Origin of the sequence: Sodalis sp. RH16 (genome assembly GCF_047324245.1) — a bacterium.
Classification (GTDB): Bacteria; Pseudomonadota; Gammaproteobacteria; order Enterobacterales; family Enterobacteriaceae; genus Acerihabitans; species Acerihabitans ligni.
Window position 1 is genome coordinate 4,115,116 of the sequence record NZ_CP178737.1, and the last position, 15,073, is coordinate 4,130,188.

Sequence of the window (15,073 nt, forward strand, 5' to 3'; positions counted from 1 at the left end):
CGGTATTGACCGGTTGCAAAGACTGAAATCACCACGCAAACAGCCCGCGTCAGGGAACTGAGGCGGGCTGAGCTTGTTGGCAATATGTCCCGCCTTCTTGGCGGCGGGTATAATTGTCAGTAGTCTGAGCCGGCCGTTAAATGTGTAGTGGACGATGAGCGGCATTTGCTGATATACTGTTTATAATTACAGTATTGGAGGCGGTTATGGCTATTGAAATAAAATATGTGGTCGTCAGAAAGGGTGAAGAGAAAATGACATTTGCCAGTAAGAAAGAAGCTGAGGCCTACGACAAGATGCTTGATATGGCTGAAGCGTTCAGCGATTGGCTGTTGAACAGCGGGATGCAGCTGGATGAAACGCAGGCTGAAAATCTGGGTCTCTATCTGGCCGAGCATAAAGATAATGTTCAGCATATCCTGCGTACCAGCAAATTGCCGGAAGCCGCCGGCGCTCAGGCTCCTTCAGATGAACCGGAAAGCATGGATGCCGATGCCGATGCTGATGCTGATGCTGATGCCGGCACAAAAAAAATCAGAGCGGTGAAAGCAGCCTGATTCCCTTCGATAGTTACACAAGTACTGAACAGCGCCGTTAGTGATAACCCCTGGCGGCGTTGATGCATGAAAAGCAGCACATTCTTGCAAGAACACACGCATAGCCAGTCCGGCTCAGCCGGCAAGATCCCCGCTTTATACTCGCTGATAACGATGCCTATCATATTCCCATGCCAAATATTTTCAGGTGGTAAGCGAGCGCTATGACCTCGGCCCGCCACAGGGTGGGCGCGTGTTATTTCCGGTAATAAAAACGGATAGTGGAATCATGATGTTTTAGCTATTGTGTGACTGGCATCATATTTAAATAATTGTCAGCCGCGGTGTGCCCGCGTCTTAATAATGATATTCTTCAACCTCTGCCATTGATGATGTTGCGTCGTCGATACAGGGCTTTAGCCAGGAAATCAGGGTCTTAGCCAAGGAACGTTCTCGCGGGATGTTATAATTGTTTTTATATGCCTGTCGCGATTATCAAATGTTAAATATAACAACTGGGTGTTTATGTATAACGGTGGCGCGATTAAAAATCGTCGGAGCCTATGGCGATTCAGTTTCAGTATAGGTAAAATGACGATGTCACAATTGCTCACTGCTATAATAATTTTTCTAAATAACATTACTTCTTAGCGTATTACTTCATTTTGCTTTTTTATTAAGTTGAACAAATATCCCTTAAAGGGATTAGGGATACCTCTACTAATGGATTTACTCAGATTCTTGCTACGCTTGCCCTTTACCCTGATAAAATGCGGCATTTGGGCGCTTTCCGTTATCCTGGCGCTGCTGTGCCGCGTTCTCAAGCCGATTGTCGGTAATATCGACTGGCGCGCGCCGGCCTGGTGGGTGGCGATGTCCGGCTGGCTCAGGCGCGGCTGTCAGCATGCCGACCAAGGGATGGACCGGCATCCGAAAGCCATCGGCATAACGGTATTGGTCTTGGTTTGCGCCGCTGGCTCGGCCGTTTACGGCTGGCATTGGTGGCAAAACCGGCCGCAGCCGATAGTGCCGGCGCCGATGGTGTACCAAAATACCAGCATACGCGTCAGCAACCCTGAAACGGTGAATTACACGGCGCAAAAGGCTGCGCCGCAGCGGGTCGTTTTTACTTTCAACTACTCCGCCGCACCACTGACAGACGTAGGCAAAGTGGTGGGTAGGGGCATTTCGCTGAAACCGGCTATCGAGGGCGAGTGGCAATGGGTAAGCGGCGATACGCTAGTCTTCACGCCGAAAAATCCGTTGCCGATGGGCGCCGGCTATGAAGTGGATTTCACTCCCGGCCTCCTGCTCGCGCCGCAAAACAGGCTGAAGGTAACCGGTTATGGCTTCAGCGTACCGGAGTTCGATTATAAATTTGGCGAAGCCGAATATTACCAAGACCCGCAGGAGCCGCAGAAACGAAGCGCAATTTTCAACGTCAAATTCAATGCGCCGGTGGATGTCGCCAGTTTCGAAAAGCAAATCGCCCTCGGCCTGACCCAAGGCGGAGCCAAAACCGAATCAAAGCTCAATTATTCCGTGGTCTATGACCAGAAAAAGCTCAACGCCTGGGTGCATTCCGAACCGCTTAAATCCTTTGACCACGGCGGTTCGGTGCATATCGCCATCGGTAAGGGCGTTAAAGCTTCAGTGCCGTCGAATGCCACCACGCTGGCCCGTGAGAGCCGGGTTTCCGTACCGACGCTCTACAGCCTGAAGGTAAATGAAGCCAGCGCGCAGGTCGTCGACGCCGAGGGTGCGAAAGGCGAGCGCGCATTGATTATTGCTTTCAGCGATGCGGTTAAAGATAAAGACATTCGCCGCGCGGTGAAAGTCTGGTTGTTGCCGCAGCACAACCCCAATGATCATGAAACCGGTCAAGGCCCGGATGATTATGCCCACTGGGACGTGTCGAGCGTTGAAAACAATGTATTCGCGTTATCCACGCCGCTGGATATCAAGCTTGATGAGGCGGAAAATGACGCCCAGCCTCAGTTCAGCTTTCGCTTCGATGCGCCTGCGCACCGCGCTATGCTGGTTGAAATCGATAATATATTGACCTCTTCCGGCGGCTATAAAATGCCGGAAAAGGTCTACCGTATCGTGCAGGTCCCGGATTATCCAAAATCCCTGCAATTCATGTCGCAAGGATCGCTGTTGTCGGTTAACGGCGACAAGCAAATCAGTATCGCGGCGCGTAATGTGCCGGGGCTGCGTCTCGATATCAAACGGGTGATCCCGAGCCAGCTGCAACATATCGTTTCATTCAAGAGCCGTGAATATTCATCGGCGGAATTCAACCGCCTGAATGACGAGTATTTTACCGAACACTTCAAATACCGGGCAGCGGTAAATAACGACAAACCGGGCGAGGTGAATTATCAGGGCGTCGATCTCTCGCGTTATTTATCCACCGATCCAAGCTCGCATCGCGGCGTCTTCCTGCTGACGCTCTCACCTTGGGATCCAAAGGAAAAGAAAGATACCCCGGCCACCGATCATGGCTATCAATATCAGGAGGAATACCGGGGCGGAGATGAAGCGCCGGTCGGCGATTCGCGCTTTGTGGTCGTGACTGATTTGGGGATTATCGCCAAGCGTTCGCAGGATAAGACCCGCGACGTATTTGTGCAATCGATTCACAACGGTACGCCGGTCAACGGCGCCAAAGTGTCGGTTATCGCCAAAAACGGCGCCACGCTGCTGAATCAAACCACCGGCGCCGACGGCCATGTGCGTTTCCCGCCGCTGGATGTCTACACCAACGAGCGCCAGCCGGTCATATTCCTGGTGGAAAAAGAGGGCGATGTTTCATTTCTGCCAGCCGGTCGTAACAATGACCGCGGCCTGGACTTCTCACGTTTCGACGTCGACGGTGATGAAACGCCGGACGATCCGCGCGCGCTGAGCAGCTATCTGTTCTCCGATCGTGGCGTGTACCGCCCGGGGGACACTTTTAATATCGGCCTGATTACCCGCGCTGCCGACTGGCGTACGGGATTAGCCGGCGTGCCGGTGCGCGCTGAAATTCACGACCCGCGCGACAAACTGATGAACACTATTCCGCTGACGCTGGGCGACAGTGGCTTCAATGAGCTGAGCTACACCACCGACGACAATTCTCCGACGGGTGAATGGAACGTCTATCTGTATCTGGTTGGCAAAAACAATGAATCGTCCACGCTGCTGGGTCATACCGCGGTGAACGTGAAAGAATTCGAGCCGGATCAACTGAAAGTGAAATTGCAATTGGCGCCGGACCGTAAGCAGGGTTGGGTCAAACCGTCGGAACTGCAGGCCAATATCGATGTCCAGAATCTGTTCGGAACGCCGGCGCAGGGCCGGCGGGTGACGTCGAAACTGACGTTGCGCCCGATGTATCCCAGCTTTGAGCAGTTCCCCGGATATGCGTTTTACGAAAACCGCCGCAACAGCGACGGATTTGAGACCGAGCTTGAGGACCGCTCAACCGATGTCAGCGGCGCGGCGAATATACCGCTGGATCTCAAATCTTATGCTGACGCGACGTATCAGCTGCAATTGCTGTCAGAAGCCTTTGCGGCGGGCGGCGGACGTTCCGTGGCGGCCACAGCCCGCGTATTGGTGTCGCCTTATGACTATCTGGTGGGCGTGAAAGCGGATGGCGATTTAGGCTACATCAACCGCGCTGCCGTTCGGCATCTGGATATGATTGCCGTCGATCCCGCGCTTAAGCGCATTGCGTTGCCGGATTTGAAAATGGCGCTTGTCGAGCAGAAATACATTTCGGTGCTGACCAAGCAGGATTCCGGCGTCTACAAATATCAGTCGAAACTGAAAGAAGTGCAGTTGTCGGAACAGCCGTTGGCACTGAATGCGCAAAGCAATGACATAACCCTTGCAACCGATAGGCCGGGCGATTTTGTGCTGGTGATTCAAAACGCCCAGGGCAAAGTGCTGAACCGCATAGCCTATACGGTCGCCGGCGACGCCAATCTCAGCCGCTCCCTGGATCGTAATGCTGAACTTAAGCTGAAGCTGAATTTGGCGAAATACCTGCCGGGCGATGAAATCGACGTGTCTATCAACGCGCCGTATACCGGCAGTGGATTGATTACCATCGAAAGGGAAAAAGTCTACAGCTGGCAGTGGTTCCACACCGATACCACCAGTTCGGTGCAGAAGATCCGCATTCCGGCCGGCATGGAAGGCAACGGCTATATCAACGTACAGTTCGTGCGTGACGTGAATTCCAATGAAATTTTCATGAGCCCGCTGAGCTATGGCGTCATGCCGTTCAGCGTCAGCACACAGTCTCGTCAAAACTCTTTAAAAATTGCTGCGCCTGCTGTGATTAAACCGGGGGAAAATCTTCCGATAACCGTGAATACCGATGGCCCGCAGCAGGTTGCGCTGTTTGCTGTCGACGAAGGTATTTTGCAGGTGGGGCGTTATCGTCTGAAAGATCCGCTCGAGTACTTCTTCCGCAAACGCATATTGGGGGTTGAAAGCTCACAAATCCTTGACCTGATTCTGCCGGAGTTCAGCAAGTTTATGCAGCTGGCGGCTGCGCCGGGCGGTGACGGCGGCGAAGGGCTGGATGTCAATGTGAATCCGTTCAAACGCAAGCGCGACAAGCCGGTGGCATATTGGTCCGGTATTACCGAAGTAAACGGCGAGAAGCAGTTCGACTATCCGGTCCCGGATTACTTTAATGGCAAAATTCGCGTAATGGCGATTTCCGTAACGCCGGACAAAATCGGTAAAGCGCAGACCTCGGCGACCGTGCGCGACAGCGTCATTATGACGCCGAATGTGCCGTCGATGATCGCGCCCGGCGATGAATTCGATGTCAGCGTCGGTGTCAGTAACAACCTCGAAGGTCTGAACGCCGGCACAGTGCCTATTGCGGTGCATCTGACCGTTCCACCTCAGTTGGAAGTGGTCGGGAGCGCGGATCAAACCCTGTCTTTGGCTGAAAAACGTGAAGGCGTGATCAGCTTCCGCTTGCGCGCCAAAGCCGTTCCGGGCGATGCGCCGCTGGTATTTGATGCCCGGATCCTGAATAACGAATTCAGGGACGTGACCAGCCGCCGAACCCTCAGCACCTCGGTGCGTCCGGCGATGCCATTCCGTACCCAATCCATCATGGGACGCATGAGCGGCAGCAGCCAGAGCGTCGATAATCTGCGCCAGATGTTCGATGCCTACGCGGTGCGCAAGGCGGCGGTCTCCAACTCGCCATTAGTGCTGGCCGGCGGGTTGTCGCAATATCTGGCGGATTATCCTTATTACTGTTCCGAGCAGATTGTCAGCCGATCGATTCCATTGATCCTGGAAGGTCTGCATCCGGAACTGCAAGGCAATACAAGCCAGGCAGAAAACAATAAGCAGCTGAAAAACATGCTTGCTGTTCTGCGCTCGCGGCAGAATGACAGCGGTGCGATTGGCCTGTGGCGCTCATCGCCGAAAACCGATCCGTTCGTGACGACGTATGTGGTGCAGTTCCTGCTGGAAGCTAAAGCCTCGGGATATGCCCTGCCAGCCGGTATGCTGGAAGAGGCCAACGCCTCATTGCGCGGGCTGGCCGCCAATCAGAATGAAAATTTATACTCTTTGCGTCTGCGCGCGTGGGCGGTTTATCTGCTGACCCGTCAGGGGGAAATCACCACCAGCCAGCTGGCTTCGGTGCAGGATACCTTACGGCAACGCTATCCTGACCGCTGGGCGACCGATCTCAGCGCATTGTATCTGGCATCGTCCTATCGTCTGTTGAAAATGGATGATGTGGCCAACACGTTGTTGCAGCCGATCTGGAAACAACTGAGCAATGCGTATGGAAAATCCTGGTGGACGCAGAATTACTTCGACCCGCTGGTACAGGATGCCACGCGGCTGTATCTGATCGCCCGCCACTTCCCGGAAAAAGTATCCTCGATTCCGCCGCAGGTGCTGGAAAATATGATCAGCGCTCTCAAAGAGGAGCGTTATACCACCTATTCATCGGCGATGAGTATTCTGGCGCTGGAGAGTTATTCCGCTCAGGTGGCGGCGCAAGCCAATACGCCGGACGCGCTGAAAATCACGCAGATCGGCAAAAACAGCGATATCGGTTCTCAGGTGATTTCCAGCCTGCAGGGACTGTTCGCCAAAGGTCGCTTTACTGCCGATGCGCAAGCAATCCGCTTTGAAAATGATAATGACGCGCCGGCCTGGTATGTGGTGACGCAGGCCGGTTACGATCTGAGCGCGCCGAAAAAAGCCATTTCGCGCGGTCTGGAAATTACTCGTGATTATACCGACGAACAGGGCAAACCTGTTAATCAGGTCACACTGGGACAGAAGATAAACGTTCATCTGAAAATCCGCGCCAACGCGAAAGAAGGCCAAAGCAATCTGGCGATTGTCGATTTATTGCCGGGCGGTTTTGAAGTGGTGCAGCAAACGCCGCCGGAACCGGACTCTGACGACAGCGACGGTGACGCCCCGGCCTCATGGCAATCGCCGCTGGCTGCATCCGGCTCCACCTGGGCGCCGGATTACAGCGATATTCGCGAGGATCGTGTTGTTATCTATGGCAGCGCCAGCACCGATGTGCAGGAGTTTATATACCAGATTAAAGCCACCAATACCGGCAGCTTCGTGATCCCGCCGGCTTATGGCGAAGCCATGTATGACCGCGAGATTCAGGCACTGTCGGTCAGCGACCGTAAGCTGGTGGTCGTGCCTGCTGACAGCGCGGCTGTGGCTAAAAAATAATAACTCAGGTCGCGCCCTTTCAGTGGCTGCGGGGCGTGACCTGTGCCGAGTAACAAAATGAACATTTTTCACTCTGTTCCCAAAGCAATTAAATACCTGCTGCAAAATATCGCCATGGGGGTTTTTCTACTGGCGCTGATCGCGTTGGCGTGCCGTCTGTATCCTCATCCGCCCCTTTCCCGGGAGCAGCCTTTTTCGTCTGTCTATTATGACCGGCAGGGTACGCTGATGCGTATCACTCTCGCTAATGACGACCGCTACCGTTTGTGGACACCGCTGGAACAGGTATCTTCATTGATGATTCAAGGCTTGTTGCTGCATGAAGATCGCTGGTTTTACTACAACCCCGGCTTCAACCCGTTCAGCCTGATACGGGGTTTCTGGCGCAGTTATGTTGCGGGTGGACTAAGGCAGGGTGGCTCGACCATCACCATGCAGCTGGCGCGCATGCGCTGGCATCTGAACACCCGAACACCGTCGGGCAAAATAATGCAGGTGCTGCGTGCGGTGCAGCTGGAACTGGCTTATTCCAAACACGACATTCTTGAAGCCTATCTTAACTACGCGCCGTATGGCCGCAATATCGAAAGCATAGGCGCGGCCAGCTTGATTTATTTTAATAAGGCGCCGAAAGATCTGACTTTGCCGGAGGCGCTGACGCTGGCCGTGTTGCCGCAATCGCCGAGTTATCGTATTGATGTCAAAACCGGCGTGCTAAGCGCCGTGCTGGCGCAGGCGCGCAACCGGCTCTTTCAACGCTGGCAGAAGTATTACTCGGCCGACAGCAGCCAGAACGCATTGTTCAGGTTGCCCCTGGCGCTGCGTCAGCCCGAGCAGATGCCTTATATCGCGCCGCATTTCATCGAGCAGCTCCGCCGGCAAAATCGGCACTATATAGGCACGGATACCCGCATCGACACTACACTGGATGCTGGTTTACAACGGCTTGTCGAGCGGCAGATGAATGCCTTTATACTCCGTAACGAGAGCCGTGGCATCCATAATGCCGCCGTGCTGCTGGTGGATACCCGTGATATGGGCATACGTGCGCTGGTGGGGTCGGCCGATTATTACAATCGCGGCATTCAGGGGCAAGTAAACGGCACTACTGCCAAACGTTCGCCGGGTTCGGCGCTCAAACCCTTTATTTATGCGCTGGGGATGGAGCAGGGGGTGCTGCATCCGATGACCATCCTGAAAGATGTGCCGTCGGCATTTGGCGCCTATGCGCCTGAGAATTTTGACCGGCGTTTTCTCGGACCGGTCACCGGGACCGATGCCCTGAACTTCAGCCGTAATATTCCCGCCGTATATGTCGCTTCGCAGCTTCGGCGGCCGACGTTCTATCAGTTCCTGCGGGTTTCCGGCATCTCCAATATGTCCAGCGAGAACCACTATGGTCTGTCGCTGGTATTGGGCGGCGGCGAGGTGACTATGCAGGAAGTGGCAAAACTGTATGCTTTACTGGCGAATCGTGGCGAACTCCTACCGCTGCGGATGCAAAAAAACGATCCGACACCAACGCCGACAAGGTTATTGAGCGAAGAAGCCAGTTTCATGACACTCGATATGCTGCGCCAGCACCGTCGTCCCGGCGATACGCTGGTACAGCAGCCCTCTGCGTTGCCGGTGTACTGGAAAACCGGTACCTCGTGGGGGTTTCGCGATGCTTGGAGCGCCGGGATTTTTGGTCCCTATGTCTTGGTGGTGTGGGAAGGGAATTTCGATAGTAAAGGCAATAATGTGTTTGTTGGTACGGATGCCGCCGCACCGCTGTTCTTCAATATCATCGATAGCATCAACGCCAGTTATCCCGCTTTGCAAGAACCGAAACATCCGTTTCCCAAGCAGCTCAAGCGGGTCGAAATCTGCCTCGCCAGCGGGGATTTATCGACACCCTGGTGTCAGCAGAAGGGAAAAGCCTGGTTTATTCCCGGTAAGTCGCCGATCAAGGTCGACACGGTTTACCGCCCGGTGCGGTTGGATAAACTGACCGGCGAGGTAGCCTGTCGGCCTTACAATGAAGAGGAAACCCGTATCGAAGTATTCGAGTTCTGGCCGTCGGATCTGGCAAACGTATTTGCGCAGGCCGGTTTGCCCAAGCGCAAGCCACCGGTGAATCGCTGTAAAGATGACGTTGTGGACGTCAGCGGAAATCCGCCGCGCATTACGTCACCTTTGCTGAATACCACTTATACGCTGAGGCAATCACAGCAGGGGCAAGACCAGATTTCATTTAATGCGGTAACGGATGCCGACAGCCAAACGGTGTACTGGTTTGTCGATGAGATCTACCTTGGCAGCTCCGCCAATAAATCGGCAATCGATTGGCGGCCCATCAATAAGGGACGTTATCGCATCCGGGCGGTCGACGATCGCGGACGCGCCGATAGCCGGTGGGTCAATATAGAGATTGTGAATTAGGGACCGGCTCGGGTAAGCGGCTTAGCGGGGTTTGTCATAGTGGAGAGCTTTGCCGCATGCAGGTATCAGGGTCAATGCTCAATCCAATCGGGATGACGCTGATTTGACCTTAAAGATGGGGCAGTCAATAGAACAACAGGGAGCGGGATGCAAGGAGTAGCCATGAGCGCATTACTTCAGAACCCGCTAAGCGTTTCCACAACCCCCGCCAGCAGTCAGCCCCTATACTGCAACAGCCACGGTTAACTCTTTCGCCACGTCTGGCCGCAGCGTTTCACTCTGCGTCGCTTACGCCTTTACATGGCCGTTCCCCTCGCATACCAGAAATTTATCATCCAGACTTAACCCAAAGACGTAGTTTGCGCAGGCATTGTGCTTTACACTGCGCGCTGCAAAAACTGAGTAGATAAACGAGTAAGCAGGGGGTTAATGGCGATGAACGGAACGGTCACAACGTGGTTTAAAGATAAAGGTTTTGGCTTTATCAAAGATGAAAACGGTGATAACCGTTATTTTCATGTGATTAAAGTCGCCAACCCGGAGTTGATTAAGAAAGATGCGGTGGTGACTTTCGAAGCCACCACTAATAACAAGGGCTTGTCAGCTTATGCCGTGAAAGTTGTATCGAAAAGCAAATACATCTATATCGCAGGCGAGCGCCTTAAGCTTACGTCGATCAAGTCTTACCTGGTTTACAGCGAAGAGGTGTCTGCCGATACCCGCATTGATAAAGAGAACGCGGTACTGTCTGTGGGTGTGCTGATGAGCAGTATCAGGCCGAAATCAGCCGCGAAGCCTGGTGAAATGCGCTCGCTGAAAAAACTGGCGATTACCACCTTTCAGGGAACGACATTAATCTTCTCAGAGGATGAGATAGACGTGGATGCCACGGTGAAAATGCTCGGGGTGTGAATGACTATATTCCGCTCTTAGCTGATTTCCACAAACCGTAGAAAGCCCATGCATACGGGATAATTACACTATCCCTGGCGGAGCAATCAATACTCCTGCAAGACTCCATTTCCACCTGGCTGGGCGTTCAGCTTGGGAGCATACCCCGACGGCAGCTATGATTGGTTCTCCCGCCGTCGCCCGTAGTTATTAATCCCTATCGGTTTTGGGCTGGGAAACGTGTATGGCCGCCGCATGGTTTGCAGCCTCAATCGCCTCGTTAAGCAGGCGGCCCTCATTGAAAGCCTTACAGAATGTGCCCATAAAGCAATCGCCGGCGCCATGGGTGCTGACTAATTTCACTCTTTCCGCCGACAGTGAATCGTACGAATTTGAGCGATCGGAGAAAGCCACACCATATTCACCGGCGGTGACTATCACAACGGGGAAACGCGCTTTCAACGCTAAGACCGCTTCACCGGCGGAATGGAGGCTGTTTACCGCCACGCCGGACATATCCCGCGCCTCAACCGAGTTGACCACCAGTACATCAATGCAGCGCTGGAAATCAGCCGACAGGGTTTTGGCCGGCGCAGCGTTTAAACAGACGGTAACATGACGACGCCGGGCTTCTTGCGCGGCAGACAAATTCACCGCTTCGGGAACCTCGTTTTGCAAGATCAGCATGCCGACATCTGACCAGACAGTATCGTCGGATAATCTATCAGTATTGATTTTTGTATTGGCCCCTGATACCACCACCGCGCCATAATCGCCATCAGCATCGGTAATGGCCACGCTCATCCCGGAAGCAATGGCGTGGATAATCTCGACGTGCTTTGTATCTACGCCGGCCGTTTGCAACGTGGTGAGCAGGAATTTCCCATTGTCATCCGCCCCCACGGCGCCCAAAAACGTGACGTCGGCTCCCGTCTTGGCTGCTGCAATCGCCTGATTACCGCCCTTGCCGCCAAACTTATATGAACAGCCGCGACCGATAACGGTCTCGCCTTTTTCAGGCCGATGATGGGCATCCACCATGATGTCATAATGCAGACTGCCTACCACCAGGATCTTTTTTAAGCCCATTACTCTTCCCTCATGCTGCGTACCGCCATTTGCGTCTTGTTCAGGTTTTCTTGCGCCAGCTTGAGGTTTTTCTTGGCAATGGCGACAAACAAGGCATCCAATATATTGAGCTGTGCTATACGAGATGCTGCATTCTCACCCAGTAAAGGCGAACCTTGGGAGGTTGAATGGAGCTCCACATCGGCATATTTCACAATAGGCGAATCAACATAATTGGAAATCGTAATGACTTTTGCGCCATTTCCCGATGCGAGCCTTACCGCTTCAATGACTGCCCTGGTCCGGCCGGAGTGGCTGATTGCGATCACCACATCATCATCTTTTAATACGGATGCGGACATCATCATCATGTGGGAGTCATCATGCACCATCCCGCGAATGCCTATTTTCAACAGCTTGTGCGACATATCTCTGGCAATCTGCGCCGATCCGCCGACACCGTATAAATCGATATTCCGGGCGCGAAAAATAATCTCCGCCGCCCGCTCAAATGCCTTGATATCAATAATGGCTTTGGTTTCTTCTATTGCTTGAATTGACGTCTTGAATACTTTTCCCAGCAATTCTTCAGAAGAATCGTCCGGAGAGATTTCTTTATGAAGATTCGCCACCTCTGAGTGATTATAATGCACCAGGCTGGTTCTAAAATCTCTGAAACCGGTGAAATTGAGTTTCTTGGCTAATTTAACAATCATGGCTTCTGAGACATTGTTTTCGGTGGCAATATCCTTCAGCGGTGTGCTTTCCGACAGATTTTCTTTTGACGTTATTGACTCTACAACCTTTATTTCCAACGGCGTTAATTGGGGCAACCGCATACGGATTTGAGCGCCTATCGCACGTGGATCGTATTTCATTGCTATTTACCTCTGGTGGTTCTGTCTATCAGCATGGCAACAATAATAATCAGGCCGGTTGCAAGCAGTTGATAGAATGCCTGAATATTCATTAAAGTCAATCCGTTACGCAGCGCACCTAAAATTATCGCGCCGACAATCGTACCCAGTATACTACCCTTTCCGCCCATCAGCGATGCGCCGCCGATGGCCGCCGCCGCGATGGCATCCAGTTCCCAGAGGTTGCCCAGGGTGGGTTCCGCCGCTCCCAGCCGGGCAATGAGGATCAGGGAAGATAGGGATGCCAGAAGACCGGAAATAACAAATACGATGACTTTTGTCTTTTCCACCGGTACGCCGGCGACCCTGGCCGCTTCCTGATTACCACCCACCGCGAGGATATATTCACCCAATGGCGTCTTGTTCATGATGACCCACAGGATGATGGCAATGATGGCGACGATGATAATCGGACAGGGAACACCAAGAAATTGACCGTTGATGAAATTCCTGAAATCCGGCGGGATACCGAAGATAGGGTTGCCGCCGGTGCAGATAAGGGCTATGGCCCGGAACAGGGACAATCCGCCGAGGGTCACAATGAACGGCTGAAGACCGGCATAGGCCACCAGTACGCCGCTGAAGGCGCCGCACAGCATGCCAACCGCCAGCGCGCCGATAATGGAAATTGAAACGGGCACGCCCGCCACCATTAATGAAGCGCCCACCACCGCCGAGAAGGCGGCCGTTGAACCCACCGATAAATCGATGCAGCCCGAAATGATGACCAGGGTCATACCGAGGGCAATGGCGGCATTAATGGAAGATTGCTGAAGAATATTGAGCAGGTTCGGTATCGTCAAAAATACCGGCGACAGCACTGAAAATACACAGACAATAATAATCAATCCAATCAGGGTTCCCGCATCGCGTAAATTAAATTTACGAAATCTGGAATAAAAACTTTTATGCAAGGTATTCTCTTGAACGTTCATGGCTTAGCCTCAAGATATCAATTTATTATGTTTTGATAAATATTTAATTCACCGTGCTGCTGATAGCATATTGGGCAATGTTATCTTCAGTGATTTCATTGCCGGTGAGTTGGGCGGTGATCTTTCCGCCTTTGATGACCAGGACGCGATCTGAAATTCGCATGACTTCAGGCATTTCAGAGGACACCACAATAATGGCTTTACCTTCACGCGCCAGTTTTTCAATCAGATTATATATTTCCGATTTAGCGCCGATATCGATCCCCCGGGTGGGTTCATCGAATAAAAATACCTCGGTATTCGCCGCCACCCATCTGCCGATAATCACCTTTTGCTGGTTACCGCCGCTTAATGTGCCGATAAATCTTTCAATATCCAGCGGCCTGAGGTTTAAGTTGGACATGACGCCGAATGCCACATCCTTTAATTTTTTGCCGTTAATCAAACCTTGCTGAGTGAATTGCCTCATGGAGGGCAGCGCCATGTTTACCGCCACCGATCTTTCTTTGATGATCCCTTCTTTCTTTCTGTCCTCCGGAACCAGACCGATACCCGCCCGGATAGTGGACTTGATATTATGAGGCTTAATCTCATGGCCCTTGATATACACCTTGCCGCTGGTTTTATTGTCCAAACCCGCGATGAGGCGTAACAGTTCGGTCCTGCCCGCGCCCACCAAACCGGTAATACCCAGGACCTCACCGGCGGAAACGGAAAAACTGGTGGGCTTGACCACGGGAATTCTGCCCAGGTTTTCCACCCGCAATATTTCGTTGCCGGTGGAAAACGTATTGTGCTTTATTTTGTCGATCTTCCGGCCCACCATCCTGGTGACTATCGTCTCTTCGGTCTCGTGCGCGATATTCACCACGCCCACCTGCTTGCCGTCGCGCAGGATAGTGGCCCGATCGCAGACCCGGAAGATTTCATCCATTTTATGCGATACATAAATGATGGATACACCCATCTTCTTGAGATCCAGGATCAGCTCCGCCAAGCGTTCGAATTCGGTGGGCGTCAGACTTGATGTGGGTTCGTCCATTGCGATGATTTTGGCATCATCCAACAGCGCCCGGCCGATTTCGACGATTTGCTGTTGCGCCACTTTCAAGGTCTTGATCGGCACATTGGGATCAATGGTGGTATCCAAACGCTTGAGGATGAGTATGGCCTTTTCGTACTGCGCCTTTTTATCCACAAAGAGCCCCTTTTGTTTGGTCAAGGGGCGGCCGAGAAACATGTTTTGCGCCACGGAGAGTTCCGGAACGTGCTGCAATTCCTGATGAATCATAGCGATACCGGCCTTACGGGCGGACAGCGGGTTTTTTATGGTCACCGCCTCGCCATCCAGCGCCACTTCGCCGGCATTGGCTTCCGTTATGCCGAACAAAACATTAAGGAGGGTGGATTTCCCCGCGCCGTTCTCTCCTATCAGGGCATGAACCTCGCCGGCCTTCACCGCAAGATTGACGCCTTCCAGTACCGTAACGCTACCGTAGACTTTGGTCACGTTACGCATTTCCAGACGATTAATTTCCATAACCCCTCCCCATAACCCTCT

The 15,073-nt window shown here is 52.9% G+C and carries 8 protein-coding genes; 4 read left to right on the plus strand and 4 right to left on the minus strand.

The features are described from left to right. The first annotated feature begins 206 nt into the window (after nt 1-206). From ACL2XJ_RS18870 to ACL2XJ_RS18885, 4 genes are all read left to right on the plus strand, one after another. Nucleotides 207-557 carry a YebG family protein gene (locus ACL2XJ_RS18870; protein WP_413724119.1) on the plus strand — a complete coding sequence of 117 codons (351 nt, stop codon included), beginning with the start codon at nt 207-209 and terminating at the stop codon, nt 555-557. 702 nt (nt 558-1,259) lie between these two features. Further along, on the plus strand, nt 1,260-7,277 hold the full coding sequence (locus ACL2XJ_RS18875; protein ID WP_413724120.1) for an alpha-2-macroglobulin family protein: 6,018 nt from the start codon (nt 1,260-1,262) through the stop codon (nt 7,275-7,277). Nucleotides 7,278-7,334: 57 nt separating this feature from the next. Next, complete coding sequence (gene pbpC / locus ACL2XJ_RS18880; RefSeq protein WP_413724121.1) at nt 7,335-9,701, plus strand: penicillin-binding protein 1C; 2,367 nt, start codon at nt 7,335-7,337, stop codon at nt 9,699-9,701. 429 nt (nt 9,702-10,130) lie between these two features. Further along, nucleotides 10,131-10,613 (plus strand): cold-shock protein, encoded by a 483-nt coding sequence (locus ACL2XJ_RS18885; protein WP_413724122.1) that lies wholly within the window; start codon nt 10,131-10,133, stop codon nt 10,611-10,613. Between the two features lie 189 nt (nt 10,614-10,802). Here the strand turns inward: ACL2XJ_RS18885 and ACL2XJ_RS18890 are convergent, their stop codons facing one another. The 4 genes from ACL2XJ_RS18890 to ACL2XJ_RS18905 are packed head-to-tail and all read right to left on the minus strand — an operon-like array spanning nt 10,803 to nt 15,052. Further along, nucleotides 10,803-11,681, minus strand: a complete 879-nt coding sequence (locus ACL2XJ_RS18890; protein ID WP_413724123.1) for a PfkB family carbohydrate kinase — start codon at nt 11,679-11,681, stop codon at nt 10,803-10,805. Further along, nucleotides 11,681-12,538, minus strand: a complete 858-nt coding sequence (locus ACL2XJ_RS18895; RefSeq protein ID WP_132922115.1) for a MurR/RpiR family transcriptional regulator — start codon at nt 12,536-12,538, stop codon at nt 11,681-11,683. Before ACL2XJ_RS18895 ends, ACL2XJ_RS18890 begins: the two co-directional genes overlap by 1 nt. A gap of 2 nt (nt 12,539-12,540) precedes the next feature. Further along, nucleotides 12,541-13,512: an ABC transporter permease gene (locus ACL2XJ_RS18900; protein WP_413724124.1), complete on the minus strand. Its 972-nt coding sequence runs from the start codon at nt 13,510-13,512 to the stop codon at nt 12,541-12,543. Nucleotides 13,513-13,555: 43 nt separating this feature from the next. Further along, nucleotides 13,556-15,052, minus strand: a complete 1,497-nt coding sequence (locus ACL2XJ_RS18905; protein WP_413724125.1) for a sugar ABC transporter ATP-binding protein — start codon at nt 15,050-15,052, stop codon at nt 13,556-13,558. Nucleotides 15,053-15,073 lie beyond the last annotated feature (21 nt).

Coding starts and splice junctions, on each gene's coding strand:
- ACL2XJ_RS18885 (WP_413724122.1), top strand. CDS start 10,131: ATGGCGATGAACGGAACGGTCACAACGTGGTTTAAAGATAAAGGTTTT.
- ACL2XJ_RS18875 (WP_413724120.1), top strand. CDS start 1,260: ATGGATTTACTCAGATTCTTGCTACGCTTGCCCTTTACCCTGATAAAA.
- ACL2XJ_RS18890 (WP_413724123.1), bottom strand. CDS start 11,681: ATGGGCTTAAAAAAGATCCTGGTGGTAGGCAGTCTGCATTATGACATC.
- ACL2XJ_RS18905 (WP_413724125.1), bottom strand. CDS start 15,052: ATGGAAATTAATCGTCTGGAAATGCGTAACGTGACCAAAGTCTACGGT.
- ACL2XJ_RS18900 (WP_413724124.1), bottom strand. CDS start 13,512: ATGAACGTTCAAGAGAATACCTTGCATAAAAGTTTTTATTCCAGATTT.
- ACL2XJ_RS18870 (WP_413724119.1), top strand. CDS start 207: ATGGCTATTGAAATAAAATATGTGGTCGTCAGAAAGGGTGAAGAGAAA.
- ACL2XJ_RS18895 (WP_132922115.1), bottom strand. CDS start 12,538: ATGAAATACGATCCACGTGCGATAGGCGCTCAAATCCGTATGCGGTTG.
- pbpC (WP_413724121.1), top strand. CDS start 7,335: ATGAACATTTTTCACTCTGTTCCCAAAGCAATTAAATACCTGCTGCAA.